This is a genomic window from Arthrobacter caoxuetaonis (assembly GCF_023921125.1).
In the GTDB taxonomy this organism is placed as follows: domain Bacteria; phylum Actinomycetota; class Actinomycetes; order Actinomycetales; family Micrococcaceae; genus Arthrobacter_B; species Arthrobacter_B caoxuetaonis.
In genome coordinates this window covers 316,387-337,832 of record NZ_CP099466.1, presented here as the reverse complement: position 1 = coordinate 337,832, position 21,446 = coordinate 316,387, and the positions used below count along the sequence as shown (strand labels likewise).

Here is a 21,446-nt window from a genome sequence, read left to right as displayed (position 1 = left end):
CCGGCAAGGTCCAGACCGAGCCGCACCCCTCTGGGGACCCATTTGGAGCGGTTCGCCCTCCCGCTTCTGCTGGTCCTCATCATTGTCTTCTTTGGCATCCTGCCCGCCAGTTCCTCTGTCTTCCTCAGCGGTGCCAACGTCTCGGTGGTCCTGGCCAACCAATCCGTTATCACCCTCGTAGCCATTGCGCTCGTCTTTCCGCTCGTAGCAGGACACTTCGATTTCTCAGTTGGTGGCACCGCGGTCTTGAGCAGCGTCATTACTGCGGCTTCGATGGCGCATTTCTCGCTTCCGCTCTGGCTGTCATGCCTTCTCGGAGTGGCAGCAGCCGCCCTCGTTGGGGCAACGAACGGGCTGCTTGTGGCGCGCTTCGGAATGAACGCTTTTGTCTCGACCCTCGGCATGGCCACCCTGCTGGGCGGACTCATTCAGTGGTATACCGGCGGACTGGCCATTATTGGCGTGGATCCTGCTTTCACCGCATTTGGGAGCAGCAGCTGGCTGGGGCTTCCCCGCGTCGTCTTCGTGGTGGCCATTGTTGCCTTCCTTGCCTGGTACCTGCTGACGCACACCCCCTTCGGGCGTTCCCTCTATGCAATCGGGTCCAACAACCGGGCAGCGGTTCTTGTAGGCCTGCCCCTGCGGAGGTACACACAGACGGCTTTCCTCCTCTCGGGCACCTTGGCAGGGGCGGCTGGAGTGATTCTTGCGGCACGTACAGGCGGGGCCAACGCAGACAACGGAACCTATCTTCTGTTCCCTGCACTGGCGGCGGTCTTCCTGGGTGCAACGGCGATCCTGCCCGGGAGGTTCAATGTTGTCGGTACAGTCTTCGGGGTGCTGTTCGTGGCTGTTAGCGTCAGCGGACTGACGCTAAGCGGCGCAGCGAACTGGGTGGACCAGGTTTTCAACGGCGTGGCGCTGCTCGTCGCCGTAGGCCTTTCCAGTTACTTGGGGCGGCGCAGATCCGGCCTGGGAACGTAGCCGGTGGGAATATGACGCCTCCCCGCAGCTCTGAAGACTATAGGAGGGGCGGGGCGGTGGCTCCGCCTAGTCTGGCACGCATGAAGTCAATCGATTTAAACCTGCTGCCGACGCTCCAGATCCTGCTCCGTCTCCGCAATGTGTCGCGGACAGCGGAACACTTGCAGCTGAGCCAGCCGGCCACGAGCGCTGCCCTCTCCCGGCTGCGCCGTTATTTTGATGATGAGCTCCTTGTCCGCGACGGGCGCCATTACGAACTCACCCCGTTGGCACAGGACCTGGTACCGCTGGTTGATGACGCGCTGCAAAGCCTGGACCGGGTGACAGGAATCAGGACCCAGTTCAATCCGCTCACCAGCGATCGCGAATTCTTTATTGCGGGTTCGGATTACGCCGCCACCATGTTCGCGGAACCGCTCCGCCGGATCCTGCAGGTAGAGGCCCCGGAGGTGAGCGTGAACATTATTCCCACCAGCGGCATGAGGCTGGATCAGGCCGATTTCACTCGTTGTGACCTCATTGTCGGGCCCGCCGGGTATTCGCTGCCGGGACAAAGCAAGCCCGTTTTCCGGGACAGCTTCGTGGCCGTCATGGACTCGCATAGTCCTTTCCTGGAGAGGGAGGTGCTGAGGGTAGAGGACCTCGGAGATCTCCCGCATGCGGTGGGATATTTCGGCGAGTCGATCAAAACTCCTGCCGATTTGTTTTTTGAGTCACTGGGAGTGGAGCGCAAGATTGCCGCTCATGTATCCGGATTCCTGGCACTGCCCCTGCTTGTGGAGGGGACGGACCTGGTGGCGCTGGTCCCGAAAATGCTGGCACTCAGGACCCAGCGTGGAGCAGACATCACCATCATCGAGTTTCCGGTGGAATCCGAACCCGTGCTGATCGAGGCCATGTTCTGGCATTCCAGCCGCACGGAAGATCCAGCCAATCTATGGCTTCGTTCGGTGGTTCAGCGGGCCTGCGCCCAGCTGCACCAGAAACTTGAGGACGACGCCGTCATCCGCAGTGCGACTATCAGTCGCCCTACCCGGTAGTTCGTTCGCCCCCCGGCTGTCATCAGCCGGCCCAGTTCATTACCCTCCCGCCACTAGACCGTAACTCCGCCGGAGCCGGGGCCTGGAACGGGCCCGGACAAGGGTCGATGCGTCGCGCTGCTCCCCCACGGTGTTGGTGATGGTGCCGATGCCATCCACGGCCATCACCACTCTGTCCCCGGTCTGCAGCGGCGGAGGGGTCTGAGCACCGTTGCGGCCCCACAGCTCGGCGAGGCAGCCGCTGCCGCATGTTCCCGAGCCCAGCACGTCCCCGGGAACAACCCGCGAATCCTGCGAGGCATAGGCCACCAGCTCGGCAAACGGCCAGCCCATGTTGGATAGCAGGTCTTTCCCCACTCGGATACCGTTGACTTCCACACTCATTTCCAAGCTGAGGAAACCTTCGGCGTCGTGCCGGTCTTCAAACTCGTCAGCGGTGACGATCCAAGGTCCGAGGGTGCCGGCGAAGTCTTTGCCCTTGCAAGGGCCCAGACTTACCTTCATTTCACGCCGCTGCAGGTCCCGTGCAGACCAGTCATTGAATATGGTGTATCCGAAGATATGGCGGTGCGCCTGCTCCGCCGTGAGGTTACTCCCGGCGCTGCCCGGCACCCGTCCAATAACGGCGGCCACCTCGGTTTCGAAATCCAACTGGCTGCACCCGGCCGGAATGGGGATTTCTTCACCCGTACCGCGAATGGTGTGTGGGTTTGTGAAATAGAACGTAGGTGCCTGATACCACTCCTCCATCACACCGGGAGCACCTTCTATGCTGATGCGCATTCCCTCGACATGCTCCTCGAACGCGACGAAGTCCCGGACGGCGGCCGGGACCAGCGGAGCCAGGAGCGTGACGGCGTCAACCGGTTTGGGTGCTGATTCACCGGTCTGGCCACCGGCACCGGCCGCGAGCGTCAGTTCGGAGAGCCGAAGGGTTTCCTCCAACCCTGCCGAGAGCAGGTCGTTGGTGGTCATCCCTGCAGCAAGCGGGTAGGCACGGTCCCCATGGATGAAACCGGAGCGGACCTCGCCGCCGTCGTTCCAGCGTGCGACTTTAACCATGGTGCTGCTTCCCTTCCGTAGCAGTAGCCCTGACCAGCGCTCCGTGATCACGGTGTCCGGCCCGGATGCCAAGACCTGCGGCATTGCCGGCCATGATCATCTGCTCGTCCTTGCGTGTGAGGCCTGCCGCGCGAAGGTCATGCACCGGGTCTTCCGTGCCCATGTCGAACGGGTAATCGGAACCGAGCAGGATGCGCTCCGGCCCCGCTATGCCGGCCAGAGCCCGGAGTTCGGAAGGGCTGTGGGTGAGCGAGTCGAACCACAGCCGCTTCATGTACGACGACGGCGGCGCGGCGCACCCGTGCGCCTCCGGCCGAACCTTCCAGGCACGGTCTGAACGGCCAAGCGTTGTGGGAAGGTAGCCACCGGCATGCGCGGCAATCAAAACCAAACCGGGATGCCGGTCCAGCACTCCCGCAAAGATGAGGTGCGATAGGGCCACTGCATTCTCCGCCGGCTGCGAGACTGTATTGGCCAGATAGAACCGGTCCAGCCGTTCATCCAACGAACAGCCGAAGGGGTGCAGGAAAACAATCGCGCCCAACTCTTCGGCACGGGCCCAGAACGGCTCCAGCCGGGCATCAGACAATTCCACTGTGCCGGCGTTTTGCCCTTCCTCGGACGAAACACCAAAGCCTGGAGCGTAGGAGCCAATTTCCGCACCGAGCAGGCCACAGTCCTGTACGGCGTGCTCCAGCGCGGCGACCATGAGTTCCGGATGCTGCAAGGGAACCAATCCCAGTCCGGCAAGCCTGTCCGGTGCCGATTCCACCAGCTCCATCATTGCGGTGTTGGCCCGGCGGGCGATCTCGGCTCCGACGTCCGGCTCTGCGAAGTAGTAGTAGTGCGAAGGTGAGGGCGAGACCAGTTGCACGTCGATCCCGGCCGCATCCATGTCTGCCAGGCGCCGGGACAGATCCACCAACTGGGGCCAGCGTTCCCTGATCATGACGCCTGAATTCTTCAGTGATTCAGGTCCCTGCCGGCGGGCATCAAGCTGCTGGGCACCAGCGAACTCCGCTGGTGCGGACGCCGCCACGAATTCCTGCAGTGCGGGCAAAACTACGTGGGCATGGACATCTACGACCGTGCCCCGTCCCGCTTGCGGCTCAATCATGCCGGGGAGCTTACGGTTGTTGCCACCGAAGCGATCAGGCCCGGGACGTCTGCGTTCCGGATCTCTCCGGTGAGCATCCATGCTCCCAGTTGGACCGATCCTTGAACCACGGTCCGGGCGCGCTCCAGCCTGCGCTCCGTGAACTCAGCCCAGAGGGAATCGTCAAGCTCATCGCGGCTTACCACCAGTTCGGCCAGCACCGCTGCGTCTTCCACGGCCATGGCCGCACCCTGCGCAATGGTGGGCGGGCAGCTGTGGGCGGCGTCGCCGATAATCACGGCCCGGCCCCGGTTCCACGGTCCATCCACCAGGTGTGAGGTGAACCGGGTGTAGTTAACGCGCGCACTGTGATCCAGGCTGGCCCGTATTTCCTTCCACGGCCCACCGTAGGCTGCGGCGAGTTCGGCCATGATCTTCGGGCCTTCTTCAACACTGCGTTCCTGTGCATCTTCAACCAGGTACGCATACATGCTGTCCCGGCCCGTGGGGCAGTAGCCGGCTATGTAGCAGGGGCCTCCGTAGGTCAGATCGGTGCGGACCACCTCAGCCGGCCGCTCGACGAAAGCCCGCCAGATTCCCATCCCCGTCGGTTCCGGCACAACATCAATGCCTATGGCGGGCCGCACCACCGAATGCAGCCCGTCAGCACCGATCAGCAGGTCGTAGGCGAGGCGTTCGCCGTCGTCGGTTATGGCCGTGACCGACCCTGCGTCCTGTTCCACGCCTTTGATCATCTTGCCGTAGCTGATCCGGACACCGGCTTCGTCCGCGCGTCGCCGGAGAGTGTCGGCGAGATCCGGGCGGTACATGCCCAGCGTCGCGGGCAGGTCGCTTCCGCCGGTCCGGGCGTCATCGGTCACGGACAGGAGGGTTCCCGCCGGATCCGGTGCCCGAAATCCCAGCTCACTGAAGGCAAAACCCTTAGCGGCAATTTCATCCCAAATGCCCAGCTGCCGGAAAATCCGCAGCGCATTGCCCTGCAGGGTGATTCCGGAGCCGTGCCGGGATGGAGCATCAGCCTTTTCAAGGATTTCCACGTCGACTCCGGCATCAGCGAGCAGCGACGCCGCCGTTAAACCCGCCGCTCCCGAACCAACAATGCCTACCGTCTTCACAGCTGCCATAGTGCAAACTCCTTTGTTTTCAGTCAGGCGGGTTATTTCACGGCAATGGGGTTGACCGGTGACCCGACCGCACCGGTGATGGGCAGCGGCGCGGCAGTCAGAAGAAAGTCGTACTGTCCGTCTGTGGCGCAGGATGCGGCAAGTTCCTCGGGGTTCCACATTTCACCCAGGTACAAACCCAGGTTTGGAATAGCAATCTGGTGCAGCGGCTGGAACGCGACGTCGAATTCATTCGGCCGGACTTCGAACCCCCACGTGTCAGTTGCGATTCCGGCTATTTCGCTCATGTGGAGCCAGGGCGCAGTCGAGAAGGAGAGTCCGGGGGCAGATCCTCCGGCATAATCGCCCCAGCCTTGCCGCAGCGTACGGGCATACTGTCCGGTGCGCAGTACTACGACGTCGCCGCGGCGAATATCGGAGCTGGCACCCTGCTTCTTGATCGTTGCCTCGATGTGTTTGGCGGTGATCGCGAATCCGTCCGGCAGCTCGCCCTCGTCGCTGCCCAGTTCCGGTCCAAGCGCCCGTCCGACGTCGAGCAACACCCCGCGTGTGACGATCCGCGCCGCCGCGGTCTGGATACCGGTGACCTGGTCGCCGTCGCTGGTCACTACCTGGCCGGCGCGGCGGCCGTTCCAGGCGTTGCCGCGGTCGAAGATGTGGCCAAGTCCATCCCACTGGGTCGAGCATTGCAGCGGCATCGCGATGAAATCATCCGCGCCTCCGATCCCATGCGGAAATCCCTGGTCACCAAACTCCGCGTCGGTACCGGTATCGGTCATGGTGTGCACTGGGTTGGTTCGGCGCCGCCAGCCCTTTTGGGGGCCGTCGGTGTTGAACGGCTGGGAAAGGGAAAACGTCTGCCCGCTGCGGACCAGCTGAGCTGCCTCAACCCGTTTGGCTTCATCGATGAAATTCAACGTTCCAAGGACATCGTCCGGCCCCCAGCGTCCCCAGTTGTTATGCGCCGCAGCCATGGCTTCGACGCTGGCGAGTGTGTTCCCACGCTGGATGGCCACTTCACCGGCCTGGTCGCTGAGTTGAGTCATCGTGCCACCTCGTCTTTGCAGTGGATCAGCTGGGTTCCGAGTCCGGTGATCTGGCCTTCCATCACGTCGCCGTCGCGGAGCATCCGCCCCCAATGCGCACCGTTCCCTGATGGACTTCCGGTCAGGATGAGATCCCCGGGCAGCAGCGGCATCTGGGCGGAAGCATGGGAAACGAGCTGCGCCACGGTGAAGATCATGTCCGCGGTCGATTCCTGCTGCATGATGTCCCCGTTGAGCCGCAGGGTGACCATCAGGTCCTGAGGATCTTCAACGAATTTCGCGGGCAGCACCACGGGCCCGGTGGGCAGGAAACCCGGAGCATTCTTGGACCGGAACCAGTCGCTGCCAATCGCTGGCATGTCCTTGCGGAAGACGAGTTCCCGGGTGGTGATGTCATTGACCATCGTGTAACCGAAGACGTAGTCAAGGGCTTCTTCCGGGGTGACGCGGAAGGCTCGTTGGCCAATCACCGCGGCTACTTCCAGTTCCCAGTCGTGAGTCTGGCTGTAGCCCGGCAGAATGAGGTCATCGGTGGCCGAGGCCATCGCCGTGGGAAGTCCGATGAAGAAATACGGGGTTCCCTCAGCCGCGCGCTTATCCATTACCACGGCGGTCCGTTCACGGATTTCTTCGTCCGTGCCTTCGCCGTCACGGTGCGCCACGGCCAGATCGATGACGTGCTTGCGATAGTTGGCGCCTGCCTGCAGGATCTGCCGTGGGCGCAGCGGGGCACGCAGCGTGATTTCGGAGCGGGCCCGCCAGCCTGGCGATCCTGTCCCTGCGGACGCCGCGAGCCGATCCAGCTGGGCTTCAGCCTTGTCCCAGTGCTCAATAATGTTCTCCACGCTCACCGGCTCGTCCCCGGGGAGGTCCAAGTTGTCAGCCGTCAGCGGAAGGATAAGGCCGGCTGATTCCAGCCCTGCCCGTTCCGTGCCTGTAACCGGGTCTTCAAAGGTCAGGAGTGAGTAGGCCACGAGGCTAGCCTTGTCCATGCTCGGCGTAGGGGTTCAGCAGTGCCTTCTTCATTTCATCCGACGCTCCTTCTTCCGTCGCAGTGAATCCGTCCGCGAGCGGAAAGGACTCTGTCATGGAATGCGGCATTGACCCGTTGCGGTAGAAATTGTTCGACCCAAGGGAAGGCTTCCAGGTCTTGGCCTCCCAATCCGGCACGTAGTTGCGGTATCCGCCGGAATTCAGCTCAACACGCAGGCCGCTGGGTTCACGGAAGTACAGGAAATTCTGTTCCCCAATGCCGTGAATGGAGGGACCGTACTCCATCGGCGTGCCGTTCTCCATGAGTACGTCGGCGGTTCGCAGCAGATCCTCATGGGTGTCTACCCAGAAGGCAATGTGGTTTACCCGCCCGGCGCGGTCCGAAGTATCCATGACGACCCCCAGGTCGTGGGACTTCTCGTTGGTGGTCAGTACGGAAAAGACAGTGATCGGCGCTTCATCCAGAGTGGTAAATGCCATGATCCGGAAGCCCAGGGCGCGGTTGTACCAGTCGGCGAAACCGCGCACGTCGCTGGCTGCGATGGTCACGTGGTCCAGGAAGCGGGGGGCGGCGGCATGGCTGCTGCGGCGTTCAGGCCGGTCCGGGTAGGAGGATTCGAAGCCGGGGTCTGCCGTGTAGTTCTCCACCTCGTAGAAGAGCTTCATGCGATGCCCGTAGGGACCGGTGAACTGGTAGGCCTTCCCATGGGCGTGCCCTCCGGCGACCCATTCACCCTGTACGCCGGCTGCCTCGATGCTTGCAGCCGCAGCTCCAAGCGCTTCCGCGGACGCGGTGCGCCAGGCCATGTTCGCCAGAGACGGTTCGGCACCGGGGCGTATCACCAGGCTGTAGCGGTAGTAGTCGCCCCAGCAGCGCAGATAGGACGCGCCGTCGATCGAGTCGACCTGCCGCATGCCGAATTTTTCCACGTAGAAACGGGCAGAAGCTTCGACATCAGGGCTGGTGATTTCCAGGTGAGCCAGATGGGAGAGGAGTCGTTCCACGGGCGTTCTTCCATTCGTTAGTTGCTGAGTGGTTCAGCTCTAACTGTGATCGCCGTCATATATTCGAGGAAGACGTTATTTACTATGTGAGGTATCCGCCAAGCGGATAACCGGGGCTCCTATTTCAGCAGTTTGGACAGCCGGCGGTCGGCCAGGAGTTTCCCGCCGGTCTGGCAGGTGGGGCAGTACTGCAGCGACGAGTCGGCGAAGGACACTTCACGCACGGTATCCCCGCACACCGGACACAGTTCCCCGGTCCTGGCGTGCACCCGCAGGGCCCGGCGTTTGGAGTCCTTCAGCTCCGCGGCAGGGCGGCCGGACGCGTTCTCGATTGCCGACTCCAAAACGGCACCCATGGCCTGGTACAGGCGTTCGACTTCCTCAGGAGTCAGCTTCGAGGCGTTGGCGAACGGCGAGAGATGCGCGGCGTGCAGGATCTCGTCGCTGTAGGCGTTGCCGACTCCCGCGATGACCGACTGGTCCCGCAGCAGGCCCTTGATCTGCCCGCGGTGGCCGGCGACCAGGGCCGCAAAAGTCTCCTGGTCGACGTCGAACGCTTCCGGTCCCAGCCGCGCGATCCCGGGCACTTCCTCCACGTCCCGGACCACATAGACCGCCAGGGACTTCTTGGTGCCGGCCTCGGTGAGATCGAAGCCGGGTTCATCCCCGGCGGGATCCTGCGGGGCGAACCGCACGCGCAATGCCATGGCACCCTTGCCCGGACGCAGCCTGCCGGGCTTCAGCGCATCGGAGAAGCGCAGCCATCCCGCCTTGGCCAGATGAATCACCAGGTGAACGCCGCCGGCAGTGATGATGAGGAACTTGCCGCGGCGGCCGACGGCGGTCACCGGCCCGTCCTTCAAGGCATCCAGCGGAACCTCGGCGGTCTTCAGTACAGAGAAGGACAGCACTTCGACGTCGGACACCACTGCGGGCGGGGCGTCCACCGGCAGCAGCTTTGACCGCAGGAAGTCGGCGAGTCCCTGCACTTCGGGCATCTCGGGCATGGGTACACCCTAGGCGAAACCGATTTTCCGAACCAGCTCCTCTCCGGCTGATGATCCAGGCAGTCCGACAGGTCAGCTGTCCCCCGGATGCCGGAATTCACGGTCGAGGGCCCAAGCATCCGCCACCGGGCCCAGATGCCCCAGCTTGTCCGGATTGACGACCGATCGGATGGCCTGGATCTGCCCGTCGAGGATATCCAGCACCATCGTGTTGAGCACCAGGCCGTTCCGGTCCCGGACGATCGCGCCGGGTTGTCCATTGATCTGGTGCTGTTCGATGGTGACCTCCAGCCGGACCAGGCGGGGGAAGGCGGAGGCGAGCAGGCGGGCCACGTTTTCGGCACCGATGACCGGCCGGGCCAACTGCGGTGCCTTGCCGCCGCCGTCGCCGACCATCGACACTTCGGCGGCGAGTACCGCCTGCAGGCCGGCGACGTCCCCGTCGCTAAGGGCAGCAAAGAAACGGGACGCCAGTTCCGATTGCTCGGCCCGGTCCGCCGCGAAACGCGGCTTCCCGGCGGCCATATGGTCCCTCGCCCTGACCGCCAATTGGCGGCAGGCTGTCTCCGAACGCCCCACGGCAGACGCAACCTCTGCGTAGTCGACGTCGAAGACCTCCCTCAGGACGAAGACCGCCCGTTCCAGCGGGCTGAGGCGTTCCAGCAGCAGCAGGGCGGCCAGGGATACCGAATCAGCCAGTTCTGCCATCCGCTCGGGGTCCTCATACGGATCGTCCACCAGAGGTTCCGGGAGCCATGCGCCGACGTATTCCTCCCTTCGGACCCGTGCCGAACGCAGTACGTCGATCGATCCCCGGGTCACCGCAGCAGACAAGAAAGACTTGGCCGAGCGGGGTTCCCCGGGGTAGGCCACATACCGCAGCCAGGTATCCTGCAGCACGTCCTCGGCCTCGCTCACGCTGCCCAGCATCCGGTAGGCGATCGAAAACAGCAGCGGCCGAAGCTCCAGGAACTCTTCGGTCCGGCCCACCGAAACCCCTTTCCGCGACGGTGCCTCCCGTGCCCGCGGCACCGCTGATATGACCACCATCCTCCGCTCCGGGGCAGCACCTGACAAGGCACTTGAGCACCTCCGCAGTACCGCAGGACTCTTCTCAGGCGGTAAACGATTCCGGCCCGAACCGGCCCCAGGCGATGAAGGCCGCAAGAGCCAAATACGCCAGGTTGAGGAGCACCAACGCGCTCTCACCGCGCCGGCCGTGCGTCATCATCGCCCCGATCATCAGCAGGACCCAGCAGCCTGCGGTCACCGGCACCAGAATGGGTGCAACTCCGGTGACTGCCGGCAGGATCAGACCCGCTGCAGCCAGGATTTCAAGGACGCCCAGGGTCCGAAGGAATCCGACGCTGACATCGGCAGTCCATCCCCCTCCCTTGGCCGCGGCAAGCCTGGCCTGCGGCACGAACAGCTTGGTTAGGCCGGCGGCGAGCGCGATGGCGGCAAGCAGCACGGCGGCAATCCACAGTGTGAGGTTCATGATCAGCTCCTTGATGGGGAATACCTACATCAAGGAAGACGTCACAGGCTCCGTTCCTGTGACATTCCCCGCAGGGCATGTCACAGGGACACTCCACTGGAGCGGGCGGCGCGTCGTTCGGGCAGCAGCTTTCACCGCAGGAAGTCGGAGAGTCACTGCACTTCTGGCATCGTGGGCATGCCTCACCCTCACACGTTCTGCCAGAATGCAGAACAGACGCCGAATTCTCCTGCCCCCGAAAGGCACCACATGATCGAAATCCTGAACGCAGCGGAAGCGGCAAAGGCCCGGGTCACCGGCCGGCTCGTGGCGGACATCCTTCAGGCCATGAAGAAGCGGGCAGCCGTCGGCACCAACCTGCTGGACATCGATCAGTGGACGGGCGACATGATTCGGGATGCGGGTGCCACGTCCTGCTACATCGACTATGAGCCGTCCTTCGGCCGCGGACCCTTCGGGCACTACATCTGCACCGGGGTGAACGACGCCGTGCTGCACGGCCTGCCCCACGACTACCAGCTGCGGGACGGGGACCTGCTCAGCCTGGACCTTGCCGTCTCCAAGGACGGAATCGCGGCTGACTCCGCGATCAGCTTTCTTGTCGGAGACATTAAACCGGCCGGCAGCATCGAAATGATTAGGGCCACCGAAAAGGCGCTGGCAGCCGGAATTGCCGCAGCTCGCCCGGGAGCACGCATCGGCGACCTCTCACACGCGATCGGCACGGTACTGAGCGACGCCGGCTATCCGGTGAACACCGAATTCGGCGGCCACGGCATCGGCTCCACCATGCACCAGGACCCGCACATTCCCAACACCGGCCGCCCCGGGCGCGGCTACGTCCTCACGCCCGGCCTGATGCTGGCCCTGGAACCGTGGGTCATGGCCGACACGGACCAGCTCACCTTCGACGCGGACGGATGGACGCTGCGCAGCTCGACGGGTGCCCGCAGTGCGCACAGCGAGCACACCATCATCATCACGGACGACGGCGCCGAGATCCTCACCCTGCCCACACCGTCGTAATCCCCGTCCCCCCCCCCCGCCGCCGAGAGGCCAGTTACGGCTCTTTTCGCGCCTGAAACGAGCCGTAACTGGCCTCTCGGTGGGTGGGGCGGGCGGCAGGACGGGTCAGTCCCCCGCGTGCGCCTGCAGGAAGCTGTAGACCTCGGTCTCGTCCACGCCGGGGAACGCGCCCGGCGGCAGGGCAGCCAGGAGGTGCGAGTGTGCCCGGGCGCTCGGCCAGGCCATGCCGGACCATTCCGATGCCAGCTCCGCCGGCGGCGTCCGGCAGCAGTCCGGATCCGGGCAGCGGGACTTGGAACGTTCGGTGGTGTCCCGGCCGCGGAACCACTTCACGTGCGCGTACGGCACGCCGATGCTCAGTGAGAACAGGCCGCCGGAGCTTCGTTCTGTTCGCGCAGTGCACCAGAAGGTGCCGGCAGGGGTGTCGGTGTACTGGTTGTAGGCGCTGAACTTATCCGGCACCGAGAAAACTTCGCGTGAGGTCCAGTAGCGGCAGATCGGCTGCCCCTCGATGGCTCCTGTGTGGTCGGAAGGGAACGTCACGCCGTCGTTCTCATAAGCCTTATAGACAATGCCGCTCTCATGCACTTTCTGGAAGTGCGTGCGGATACCCAGGTGCTCGGTGGCCAGGTTGGTGAACCGGTGCGCCGCGGTCTCATAGGAAACGGCGAAGGCGTCACGGATGTCCTCGACGGCGATTTCCTTGGCCGTCTTGGCGCGCTGCAGGAATTCCACGGTGGCCTTTTCCGGCAGCAGCAGGGCAGCAGCGAAGTAGTTCGTGGCGACCCGCTGGCTGAGGAACTCCCCGTAGCTGCTGGGCGTCTGGTGGTCCAGCACGTAGTGCCCGAGCGCCTGGAGCAGCACCGAACGCGGATCGTGTTCGGAGCGCTGGGACTGGGTCAGGTAGATCCGCTTGTTCTTGAGGTCCGTCACGGACCGCGTGGAGTGCGGCAGGTCGGAAACGTGGTGCAGGCTGAAGCCGAGATGGGCGGCAATGTCCGCGATGACGTGCTGGGACAGCGGGCCGTTGGTGTGGCCCACGGAGTCCAGGACCTTTTGTGCGGCTTGCTCATACTCCGGGAAGTAGTTGTTCCGCTCGCGCATCATGACCCGCAGTTCACCATTGGCGCGGCGGGCTTCCTCCGGCGTTGCCACCTGCTCGTTGAGCCGGCGCTCGAGTTCGGACTGCAGCCCGACCAGGGATTCGAGCACGTCAAGCGGCAAACGCGAAGAAATGCGGACTTTCGGCAGGCCCAGGGATTGGTACAGCGGTCCGCGCTGGGCCCGTTCCAACTCGATTTCCAGGGCTGCCCGGCGGCTCGGCGGCTCGGACCCCAGCAGCTGGTCGATGCTCACGTCGAGTGCTTTCGCCAGGGACTGCAGCATCCCGAGTTTCGGCTCGCGCTTGCCGTTTTCGAGCAGGGAAAGCTGCGAAGCCACAGTCCCGACGGCGGCCCCCAGGTCATCGAGCGTCATGCCCTTGGCCTTGCGCAGATGGCGCACCCGGCGGCCCAGGCTGATCACGTCGAGCGAGGAGCCCGAGGCGCCGTCGTCGTCCGTTTTGCCGGCAGGAAGGGGCCGGTTCCATGTTGCACTGGTCACAAATTCACAATATGCGAAGAACTGCGTTTCTTTCCATAGAAGACCTCTAGAAAGGGGGTTGTTTTTGCCCGAGTGTTGATTGCACAGCAAGGAAATGCCGGATTCACGCACCACCGGCTCGCACCGCAAACCGAGGAGATGTTTGGCATGACGCAGGAACAGAGCACAGCACGCACCGCAGAGCAGCTCGCCCAGGATTGGGCCACCGATCCCCGCTGGGAAGGCATTGAGCGCGATTACACTGCCGAAGACGTCGTCAAGCTCCGTGGCCGCGTCCAGGAAGAGCACACGCTGGCCCGCCGCGGCGCAGAGAAGCTGTGGGACCAGCTCCGCAACGCCGGGGACGAGGGCTACACCAACGCACTCGGTGCCCTGACCGGCAACCAGGCCGTGCAGCAGGTCAAGGCCGGCCTGAAGGCCATCTACCTCTCCGGCTGGCAGGTTGCAGCTGACGCGAACAATTCCGGCCACACCTACCCGGACCAGTCGCTCTACCCGGCCAACTCGGTTCCGACCGTTGTCCGCCGCATCAACAACGCCCTGCTCCGCGCAGACCAGATCGAGTTCGCCGAGGGCATCCAGTCCGTGGATGACTACCTGGTGCCGATCGTGGCCGACGCCGAGGCCGGCTTCGGCGGCCCGCTGAATGCCTACGAGCTGATGAAGTCCATGATCCAGGCCGGCGCCTCGGGCGTTCACTGGGAAGACCAGCTCGCCTCGGAGAAGAAGTGCGGCCACCTCGGCGGCAAGGTGCTGATCCCCACCAGCCAGCACATCCGCACCCTGAACGCTGCGCGCCTGGCAGCCGACGTCGCCGGCACGCCCAGCGTGGTGATCGCCCGGACCGACGCCGAGGCAGCCACGCTGATCACTTCCGACGTCGATGAGCGGGACCAGGAGTTCATCATCCGTGAGAACGGAGAGCCAGTTCGCACGGCTGAAGGCTTCTACAAGGTCCGCAACGGCATTGAGCCCTGCATCGCCCGTGCCAAGGCCTACGCGCCGTACTCCGACCTGATCTGGATGGAGACCGGCACCCCGGACCTGGAAATGGCCCGCAAGTTCGCCGAAGCTGTCCGCTCCGAATTCCCGGACCAGATGCTGGCGTACAACTGCTCCCCGTCCTTCAACTGGAAGAAGCACCTGGACGACGACACCATCGCCAAGTTCCAGCGCGAACTCGGTGCCATGGGCTTCAAGTTCCAGTTCATCACCCTGGCCGGCTTCCACGCCCTGAACTACTCCATGTTCGATCTTGCCCACGGCTACGCCCGCAACGGCATGAGCGCCTACGTGGAACTGCAGGAGAAGGAATTCGGCTCCGAAGACCGCGGCTACACCGCTACCCGCCACCAGCGCGAAGTCGGCACCGGCTACTTCGACGCCATCGCCACCGCCCTCAACCCCGAGGGCAGCACCCTGGCACTGGCCGGCTCCACCGAGACCGCCCAGTTCCACTAAACCGCGTCACCCCTCATGCCTTCCCTCTCCGCCGAGAGGCCAGTTACGGCTCGTTTCAGCCCTGAAAACAGCCGTAACTGCCCTTTCGGCGGGAGGAGGGGCGGAGGAACCCCAAACTTTTGAAAGATGCCAAGGAGCACGCCATGAACGATCCCATCACCCTGAACGGTATTTCCCTCACCGCTTCGCCGGTCCGCCGGCAGGAGGAAATCCTCACCCCGCAGGCCCTGGACTTCGTCAAGGCGCTGCACCAGGCGACCCACACCCGCCGCCAGGAACTGCTGCAGCAGCGGCAGGCACGCCGGCAGAAGATCTCCAACGGCGCCGACCCGGCGTTCCTGCCCGAAACCCGCCACATCCGCGAAGACGATTCCTGGCGTGTGGCCACCACGGCCCCCGGCCTGGAAGACCGCCGCGTGGAAATCACCGGTCCGGTGGACCGCAAGATGACCATCAACGCCCTGAACTCCGGCGCCAAGGTGTGGCTCGCGGACATGGAGGACTCCTCCACGCCGTCGTGGTCCAACGTGATCAACGGCCAGCTGAACCTGCGCGATGCCCTGGACTACCGCCTGTCCTTCACCTCGCCCGAGGGCAAGGAGTACAAGGTCAGCGGCGCTCGGCTGACGGAACTGCCCACCATTGTGGTCCGTCCCCGCGGCTGGCACCTGCCCGAGAAGCACATGCTGGTGAACAACACCCCGATCGCCGGCGGAATCGTGGACTTCGGCCTCTACTTCTTCCACAACGCCCACCGCCTGATCGCCGAAGGCCGCGGCCCGTACTTCTACCTGCCGAAGATCGAGAACCACCTCGAGGCCCGCCTGTGGAACGACATCTTCATCCTGGCCCAGGACCTGCTCGGCATCCCGCAGGGCACCATCCGCGCCACCGTGCTGATCGAAACCATCACCGCAGCGTTCGAGATGGAAGAGATCCTCTACGAGCTGCGCGACCACGCCGCAGGCCTGAACGCCGGCCGCTGGGACTACATCTTCTCGGTGATCAAGAACTTCCGCACGCGCGGTCCGCGCTTCATCCTCCCGGACCGCGGCATGGTCACCATGACCGCTCCGTTCATGCGCTCCTACACCGAGCAGCTGGTCCGTGCCTGCCACCGCCGCGGCGCCCACGCCATCGGCGGCATGGCTGCCTTCATTCCCAACCGCAAGGACAAGGCAGCGAACGACGTCGCCATGGAGCGGGTGCGCGCTGACAAGACCCGCGAAGTGACCGACGGATTCGACGGCTCCTGGGTGGCGCACCCGGACCTGGTACCGGTGGCCATGGAGGTGTTCGACGGCGTGCTCGGCGAGCGTCCGAACCAGCTGGACCGCTCCCGGGAGGACGTCATCCCCAACGACAAGGAACTGCTGAACATCGCAGCGACTCCGGGCGTGATCACCGAGGCCGGTATCCGCAGCAACATCGAGGTGGGGATCCGCTACATCGAGTCCTGGCTGCGCGGCAACGGCGCAGCTGCGATCAACAACCTCATGGAGGACGCAGCCACGGCCGAGATTTCCCGGTCCCAGGTCTGGCAGTGGATCCATTCCTCCGCCGTGACGGACGAGGGCGACATCGTGACCCCGCACTGGGTCCAGGAGCTGCTGGAAGAAGAGTTCGGCAAGCTGGAGCGCTTCGACGGTGACCGCTTCGAAGATGCGCTGGAAATCTTCGAGGAAGTCGCCTGCGGCGAACACTTCCCGACCTTCCTGACCGTTCCGGCCTACGCACGGTTCCTGCACGAATCCCGTGAGCCGGCGGTTGCCTAAGTCCTGAGTTCCGGCTGGCGGCGGGGCTGGATGCGAAAGCGTCCGGCCCCGCCGCTTGCCGTTTAAAGCGTGCCGTTGTGGCAGATACCACTCACGGCCGAGTCCGCTTCCCGGCAGCGCAGGCGCCGGGAGGCGTACCATTGATTGGCCGCCGCTGCGGCTAATCCCCCACTTCAAGGTGTTTCTCCATGTCTTCCTTTGGCCAAGCGCTGGCCCGCGGACTGAACGTCCGGCACATCCGTTTCATGGCACTTGGCTCCGCTATTGGCACGGGCCTGTTCTACGGATCCGCCGCAGCCATCCAGGCTGCCGGTCCCGCAGTGCTCCTGGCCTACATCATTGGCGGGGCGGCGGTGTTCCTGGTCATGCGGGCACTCGGCGAGATGGCCGTGCGGCACCCGGTGTCCGGTTCCTTCGGGCACTACGCCAGCCGTTACCTGGGCCCGTTCGCCGGGTTCATCACCGGCTGGACCTTCGCGTTTGAAATGGCGATCGTCGCTATTGCGGACGTGACGGCCTTTGGGATCTACATGGGGTTCTGGTTTCCGGAGGTTCCGCGCTGGATCTGGATCCTCGCCGTCATCTTCCTGATCGCCGCACTGAACCTGATGCGGGTCAAGGTTTTCGGCGAGACCGAGTTCTGGCTTTCCATCATCAAGGTCTCGGCAATCATCGCCATGATCGCCGGCGGCGCCGCGATCATCGTCTTCGGTTTCGGCCTGCCGGATGCGGCTAATCCCGGCCTGGACACCCTCCTGGGATCCGGCGGCTTCTTCGCCAACGGGATCTGGGGCGTGCTGGCGTCCTTTGCCGTGGTGATGTTCGCGTTCGGCGGCATCGAGACCATTGGTATTACCGCAGGAGAAGCCGAAAACCCGAAGAAGGCCATTCCCGCCGCAATCAACACCGTCCCGGTCCGCATCCTGCTGTTCTACGTCGGCGCGCTCTCCGTGCTGATGATGATTTTCCCGTGGGAGCAGATCGACGGCGAGACCAGCCCCTTTGTACAGATCTTCGACGCCCTGGGCATTCCGGCCGCCGCACACATCCTCAACGCGGTGGTGATCACCGCGGCGATCTCGGCCATCAACTCGGATACCTTCGGTGCCGGCCGGATGATGTTCGCCCTCGCCCGGCAGGGCCAGGCACCGGCGGGCTTCGCCCGCATCTCCCGGCACGGCGTTCCCTGGATGACCGTGGCCGTGATGGCCGCAGTCCTGCTTGTCGGCGTCGTGCTTAATGCCCTGCTGCCCGAGTCCCTCTTCCTGCTGATCGCTTCGATCGCGACCTTTGCCACCGTATGGGTGTGGCTGATGATCCTGCTCTCCCACATCGCGATGAAACGGGAAATCAAGCGCCAGCGCCTGCCGGCATCAGAATTCGGCGTCCCGTTCTGGCCGGTTGCTTCCTACGCCGCCCTGGGCTTCATGGTCTTCATTGTGGCGCTGCTGGGGATCATGCCGGATACCCGGGTCGCCCTGATCGTCGGCGTCGTCTGGATCGGATTGCTCTTTGTGGCCTACCGGCTTTGGGTACGCGGTCCCGGCCGGGAACGCGCCGTGCTGGCAGATGAGACGGGTGTGTACAGCGAGAACAACGACGTCGCTGCCAAGGCGCCGGCACCGGCCGGTTAGTCTCCCCAGCAGAGGCAGAACGGGTGGCCGGCCGGATCGGCATAGACCTGGAAGCCGTGCGCGGCTTTCGGATCCGGGGAAACCTGGAGCAAGCTCGCGCCCAGCGCCATCGCCTCGGCGTGAGCTTCATCCAGGTCCTCGATCATCAGGTCCAGATGCAGCTGTTGCGGCTGTCCGTCCGGCCACTGCGGCGGGATATGGTTCGGGGCGAGCTGAACGCCGAGGACTTCCTGGCCGTCTACCCGGATGGTGTGCCAGTCATCTTCGGCCTCGACCGTTCCGCCCAGCAGGGAGGCCCAGAAGGTACTTTCTGTGTGAAGGTCCGGGGCATCGAAAACAAGTACCTGCCTGATGATCTCCATGCCGGGGATCATGCCACGGTTCTCCCCGGAGGTAAACGGGTGTGCTGATCCGCTACGGCCGCGGCAGGGCAGTATCAGCCAGCCACGGTGCCAGCAGGGCGGCAGGCACCGTGCGGGTATTCGCATAGGCCCGGCCGGCCAGCGCCAGGAAGTCCGCCGTTGTGGCATTGCCGTGCCGGAAGGTATCCGTCCAGGAGCGCAGGAGGCCGAAGAACACCTGGTCGGGCCCGGCCCGGCGAAGCGCATGCAGTGCCAGCGCTCCCCGCACGTAGACGACGTCGTCGAACATCCTTTCCGGACCGGGATCGGCGAGGCGCAGGTCCTGCGGGCATCCCGCCAGCCGGCGGCGGGCCTTGCGGGCCTCCTCGTCCGCCGTGTGCTGGCCGGATTCCTCAGCCCACAGCCACTCGGCGTAGGTTGCAAAACCTTCGTGCAGCCAGATGTCCTGCCAGTCGCCGGCCGTTACTGAGTTTCCGAACCACTGGTGTGCCAGTTCGTGCGCCAGCAGGCTCCTGGACTTATTGCCCAGGTGATTGCGCCCGAGGACGGTGAGGGTCTGGGCTTCCAGCGGGATCTCGAGCTTGTCAGCGGTCACCACCACGGTGTAGCCGGCGAACGGGTAGGGCCCAAACCACCGCTCGAAGGCTGCCATCATCCGCTCATGTCCGGCCAGGGCTTTCCGGGCTTTCGGCAAGAGTGAATTCGGTGCAACGAGGACCTCCCGCCGGCCGATGGCGGCCTGTTCATAGCGGCCGATCTGCACGGTGGCCAGGTAGGAGGCCATCGGTTCGGCCTGTTCGAAGGTCCAGGTGCTGCGTGCACCGTTCCGAACCCGGGAAAGGCAGACTCCGTTGGCGACCACGCGGTAGCCGGCATCGGCCGTAACCGTGATCCGGTAGGAGGCTTTGTCCGCAGGGCGGTCGTTGCAGGGAAACCATGTGGGGGCGCCCGCAGGCTGGCCGGCGACCAGCACACCGTCGCCCAGCTCTTCCCATCCGATAGTTCCCCAGGGTCCGTCCAGCGGCTGCGGCTGCCCGGCGTAGGTGATCCGAAGGGACATCACAGCGCCCCGGGACACGGCGCCGGGAAGCAGGATCCGCATGTGATGGCTGCTGCGGACGAAGGGAACCGCAGCACCTGAGAGCTCCGCCCTGATCACCGTAAGGTGCGGGCCAAGGTCCAGGACGACGTCGGCGAGTGGCTCGGCGGCGACGGCGAGCAGCGTGGCGATGGCCTCGAGGCGGTTCGAGTCGACGTCATAATCCAGTTCCAGCTCATAGCGGGAGACCGAGTACTGGGGATGCCCGTGGCCGGGCACGTAATTCTGTCCGGTACCCGAGCCGGGGGTGGAAGAGGCAGGAATGACGGCGCGCATGGGCGCTGATCCTGCCAGCTGGAACCGCTTTTGTCAGCCGTGGGTTTTTGCCTGGGCTGCAGTTCGCTGCCAGCGGGCACGGACCTCAACGGGCAATTCGTTCCAAGGCGGAGCGGGAGGCATCCACAATCCGGGGAGCAGCTTCATCCGTTCTTCATACAGTGCTTTGCCCGCAGCGAATCCCGCATCGAGGTCTGCCTGGCCTTCGATGTTCCGCCGGCCGGTTTCAGACCTGTCGCCGAAGCTGTTCCCGCCCGCCATAGTCCCCAGTTTATCGGCAGCTCTGCAGCCAGACAGGCCGCACCCTGCAACTGCCTCCCGAGCTAACGGATTGCAGCCTCTTCTTCGGCCTCGGCGCGGGGGCTCTGCTCAGGGCGGGAACGGGAGCCTCGGAGCTTGGCTGCCACATAGGTGATGAAGAGTGCCAGGGAGAACACGCCGACGGCGTACGGTTCCCAGTCCGGTTCCGCCGCTGCGTCCTCTGCCTCGCGCTGGGCCGCGGCCCGCTGTTCGGCTGCACGCTTTTCCGCTGCCTCTTCTTCGGCTGCGCGCTCAGCCATCAGTGCGTCCGACCGAACGGTTGAAGCGAGAAAGACGTCGTCCTGGATTCCCATGACCATCCGGTCCCCCGGCACCGCCGTCTTCAAGAACTTCGTCACCGTTGCCAGGTCCGTGGAGATGCAGCCCCAGGTCTCGGCGTTGCCGGCATGCAGGAAGATCGCGAAGGACGCCCCCTGCGTGACGGGCATATCCGGGGGCCGGTTCCAATTGATTACTGCAGCCTGTTCGTAGAGCCCGCTCTGCATGTAGCGCCAGAGGTTCTCATCAGCCTGGCCGCCCTCTCCCTCGAAGTACTGGTTGTAGGTTCGCCCTTCCTCGCCTCCCCAGCGCGAGTGCTCATTCACCTGGTAATACTTCAGTTCCGTTCCAGGGTCTTCCCGTCCCAGTGCCTCGGTCACCGTAAACGATCCCGTGGGAGAGAAGAGGGTGTTTTCCCACATGCGTCCCCGGGGAGCAAACCCGTTCCGGCCGGCGAAACCGGTCCGCTGCCATTCCTGCCGGTAACTCCCATCCCCCTCTTGCACACAGCTGGTGAGCAGGACAGCAGTACTCCCGTAAGCGGCGGCAGTGGCGAAGGTGACCCGGGCAGAACCGCCGACGGCGAACTTCACTTCCCCTGCCGTCAGCCGTTCACAGGGATTGGGCGAAACCCCGGGTACCGGCGACACCTGTCCAGCGTCGGGCGCCGGGGCGGCCGGGGCACCGTGCTCTGACGCATGGAGCGGCGCCGTCCCCGTCAGGACCAGCGCCGCTGCCATCGGCAAGACCGCTCTT

At 64.3% G+C, this 21,446-nt stretch carries 20 protein-coding genes; 6 read left to right on the top strand and 14 right to left on the bottom strand.

Going from position 1 to position 21,446, the window contains the following annotated elements; all coding sequences use genetic code 11:
• The first annotated feature begins 42 nt into the window (after nt 1-42).
• Together NF551_RS01650 and NF551_RS01645 are read left to right on the top strand one after the other, a co-directional pair.
• Nucleotides 43-984, top strand: coding sequence for an ABC transporter permease (locus tag NF551_RS01650; RefSeq protein ID WP_252604975.1), 942 nt, complete (start codon nt 43-45; stop codon nt 982-984).
• Between the two features lie 80 nt (nt 985-1,064).
• Nucleotides 1,065-2,024: a LysR family transcriptional regulator gene (locus tag NF551_RS01645; RefSeq protein WP_227896260.1), complete on the top strand. Its 960-nt coding sequence runs from the start codon at nt 1,065-1,067 to the stop codon at nt 2,022-2,024.
• A gap of 39 nt (nt 2,025-2,063) precedes the next feature.
• On the opposite strand, the gene NF551_RS01640 is transcribed toward NF551_RS01645, so the two are convergent.
• The 9 genes from NF551_RS01640 to NF551_RS01600 form a co-directional block, all read right to left on the bottom strand.
• Nucleotides 2,064-3,086: a fumarylacetoacetate hydrolase family protein gene (locus tag NF551_RS01640; protein WP_227896261.1), complete on the bottom strand. Its 1,023-nt coding sequence runs from the start codon at nt 3,084-3,086 to the stop codon at nt 2,064-2,066.
• Nucleotides 3,079-4,203, bottom strand: coding sequence for an amidohydrolase family protein (locus NF551_RS01635; protein ID WP_227896262.1), 1,125 nt, complete (start codon nt 4,201-4,203; stop codon nt 3,079-3,081). Before NF551_RS01635 ends, NF551_RS01640 begins: the two co-directional genes overlap by 8 nt.
• Nucleotides 4,200-5,327 carry an FAD-dependent monooxygenase gene (locus tag NF551_RS01630; RefSeq protein ID WP_227896263.1) on the bottom strand — a complete coding sequence of 376 codons (1,128 nt, stop codon included), beginning with the start codon at nt 5,325-5,327 and terminating at the stop codon, nt 4,200-4,202. Before NF551_RS01630 ends, NF551_RS01635 begins: the two co-directional genes overlap by 4 nt.
• Nucleotides 5,328-5,359: 32 nt before the next feature.
• On the bottom strand, nt 5,360-6,373 hold the full coding sequence (locus tag NF551_RS01625) for a cyclase family protein (RefSeq protein ID WP_227896264.1): 1,014 nt from the start codon (nt 6,371-6,373) through the stop codon (nt 5,360-5,362).
• A complete protein-coding gene (locus NF551_RS01620) occupies nt 6,370-7,347 on the bottom strand; it encodes a fumarylacetoacetate hydrolase family protein (RefSeq protein ID WP_227896265.1) in 978 nt (325 codons plus the stop codon). Before NF551_RS01620 ends, NF551_RS01625 begins: the two co-directional genes overlap by 4 nt.
• Before the next feature lie 4 nt (nt 7,348-7,351).
• Nucleotides 7,352-8,371 (bottom strand): VOC family protein, encoded by a 1,020-nt coding sequence (locus NF551_RS01615; RefSeq protein ID WP_227896266.1) that lies wholly within the window; start codon nt 8,369-8,371, stop codon nt 7,352-7,354.
• A gap of 119 nt (nt 8,372-8,490) precedes the next feature.
• A complete protein-coding gene (locus NF551_RS01610) occupies nt 8,491-9,378 on the bottom strand; it encodes an Fpg/Nei family DNA glycosylase (RefSeq protein ID WP_227896267.1) in 888 nt (295 codons plus the stop codon).
• Between the two features lie 72 nt (nt 9,379-9,450).
• The gene (locus NF551_RS01605) at nt 9,451-10,368 is read right to left on the bottom strand and encodes an RNA polymerase sigma-70 factor (protein WP_227896268.1); all 918 of its coding nucleotides are present in this window, start codon (nt 10,366-10,368) and stop codon (nt 9,451-9,453) included.
• 124 nt (nt 10,369-10,492) lie between these two features.
• The gene (locus tag NF551_RS01600) at nt 10,493-10,876 is read right to left on the bottom strand and encodes a DoxX family protein (RefSeq protein WP_227896269.1); all 384 of its coding nucleotides are present in this window, start codon (nt 10,874-10,876) and stop codon (nt 10,493-10,495) included.
• A gap of 249 nt (nt 10,877-11,125) precedes the next feature.
• Here NF551_RS01600 and map point away from each other — a divergent pair, with 249 nt between their 5' ends.
• The gene (map, locus tag NF551_RS01595; protein WP_227896270.1) at nt 11,126-11,902 is read left to right on the top strand and encodes a type I methionyl aminopeptidase; all 777 of its coding nucleotides are present in this window, start codon (nt 11,126-11,128) and stop codon (nt 11,900-11,902) included.
• Between the two features lie 105 nt (nt 11,903-12,007).
• Here map and NF551_RS01590 read toward each other — a convergent pair whose 3' ends face one another.
• Entirely contained in the window at nt 12,008-13,504 is a 1,497-nt protein-coding gene (locus NF551_RS01590) for a helix-turn-helix transcriptional regulator (protein ID WP_227896271.1), read from the bottom strand.
• 147 nt (nt 13,505-13,651) lie between these two features.
• Between NF551_RS01590 and aceA the strand changes: the two genes are divergently transcribed.
• From aceA to NF551_RS01575, 3 genes are all read left to right on the top strand, one after another.
• The gene (gene aceA, locus NF551_RS01585; protein WP_227896272.1) at nt 13,652-14,965 is read left to right on the top strand and encodes an isocitrate lyase; all 1,314 of its coding nucleotides are present in this window, start codon (nt 13,652-13,654) and stop codon (nt 14,963-14,965) included.
• A gap of 143 nt (nt 14,966-15,108) precedes the next feature.
• Nucleotides 15,109-16,740 (top strand): malate synthase A, encoded by a 1,632-nt coding sequence (gene aceB, locus NF551_RS01580; protein ID WP_227896273.1) that lies wholly within the window; start codon nt 15,109-15,111, stop codon nt 16,738-16,740.
• Between the two features lie 188 nt (nt 16,741-16,928).
• Nucleotides 16,929-18,374, top strand: coding sequence for an amino acid permease (locus NF551_RS01575; RefSeq protein WP_227896274.1), 1,446 nt, complete (start codon nt 16,929-16,931; stop codon nt 18,372-18,374).
• On the opposite strand, the gene NF551_RS01570 is transcribed toward NF551_RS01575, so the two are convergent.
• The 4 genes from NF551_RS01570 to NF551_RS01555 all read right to left on the bottom strand — a co-directional run bounded on the left by NF551_RS01570 (nt 18,371) and on the right by NF551_RS01555 (nt 21,436).
• Nucleotides 18,371-18,736, bottom strand: a complete 366-nt coding sequence (locus tag NF551_RS01570; protein ID WP_227896275.1) for a VOC family protein — start codon at nt 18,734-18,736, stop codon at nt 18,371-18,373. The genes NF551_RS01575 and NF551_RS01570 overlap by 4 nt on opposite strands.
• 52 nt (nt 18,737-18,788) lie before the next feature.
• Entirely contained in the window at nt 18,789-20,111 is a 1,323-nt protein-coding gene (locus tag NF551_RS01565) for a M1 family metallopeptidase (protein WP_227896276.1), read from the bottom strand.
• A gap of 33 nt (nt 20,112-20,144) precedes the next feature.
• Nucleotides 20,145-20,372: a hypothetical protein gene (locus NF551_RS01560; protein WP_227896277.1), complete on the bottom strand. Its 228-nt coding sequence runs from the start codon at nt 20,370-20,372 to the stop codon at nt 20,145-20,147.
• 62 nt (nt 20,373-20,434) lie between these two features.
• Nucleotides 20,435-21,436, bottom strand: coding sequence for a hypothetical protein (locus NF551_RS01555; RefSeq protein ID WP_227896278.1), 1,002 nt, complete (start codon nt 21,434-21,436; stop codon nt 20,435-20,437).
• Nucleotides 21,437-21,446 lie beyond the last annotated feature (10 nt).

Coding starts and splice junctions, on each gene's coding strand:
- NF551_RS01610 (WP_227896267.1), bottom strand. CDS start 9,378: ATGCCCGAGATGCCCGAAGTGCAGGGACTCGCCGACTTCCTGCGGTCA.
- aceB (WP_227896273.1), top strand. CDS start 15,109: ATGAACGATCCCATCACCCTGAACGGTATTTCCCTCACCGCTTCGCCG.
- NF551_RS01645 (WP_227896260.1), top strand. CDS start 1,065: ATGAAGTCAATCGATTTAAACCTGCTGCCGACGCTCCAGATCCTGCTC.
- aceA (WP_227896272.1), top strand. CDS start 13,652: ATGACGCAGGAACAGAGCACAGCACGCACCGCAGAGCAGCTCGCCCAG.
- NF551_RS01570 (WP_227896275.1), bottom strand. CDS start 18,736: ATGGAGATCATCAGGCAGGTACTTGTTTTCGATGCCCCGGACCTTCAC.
- NF551_RS01630 (WP_227896263.1), bottom strand. CDS start 5,327: ATGGCAGCTGTGAAGACGGTAGGCATTGTTGGTTCGGGAGCGGCGGGT.
- NF551_RS01600 (WP_227896269.1), bottom strand. CDS start 10,876: ATGAACCTCACACTGTGGATTGCCGCCGTGCTGCTTGCCGCCATCGCG.
- NF551_RS01640 (WP_227896261.1), bottom strand. CDS start 3,086: ATGGTTAAAGTCGCACGCTGGAACGACGGCGGCGAGGTCCGCTCCGGT.
- map (WP_227896270.1), top strand. CDS start 11,126: ATGATCGAAATCCTGAACGCAGCGGAAGCGGCAAAGGCCCGGGTCACC.
- NF551_RS01575 (WP_227896274.1), top strand. CDS start 16,929: ATGTCTTCCTTTGGCCAAGCGCTGGCCCGCGGACTGAACGTCCGGCAC.
- NF551_RS01565 (WP_227896276.1), bottom strand. CDS start 20,111: ATGCGCGCCGTCATTCCTGCCTCTTCCACCCCCGGCTCGGGTACCGGA.
- NF551_RS01635 (WP_227896262.1), bottom strand. CDS start 4,203: ATGATTGAGCCGCAAGCGGGACGGGGCACGGTCGTAGATGTCCATGCC.
- NF551_RS01625 (WP_227896264.1), bottom strand. CDS start 6,373: ATGACTCAACTCAGCGACCAGGCCGGTGAAGTGGCCATCCAGCGTGGG.
- NF551_RS01560 (WP_227896277.1), bottom strand. CDS start 20,372: ATGGCGGGCGGGAACAGCTTCGGCGACAGGTCTGAAACCGGCCGGCGG.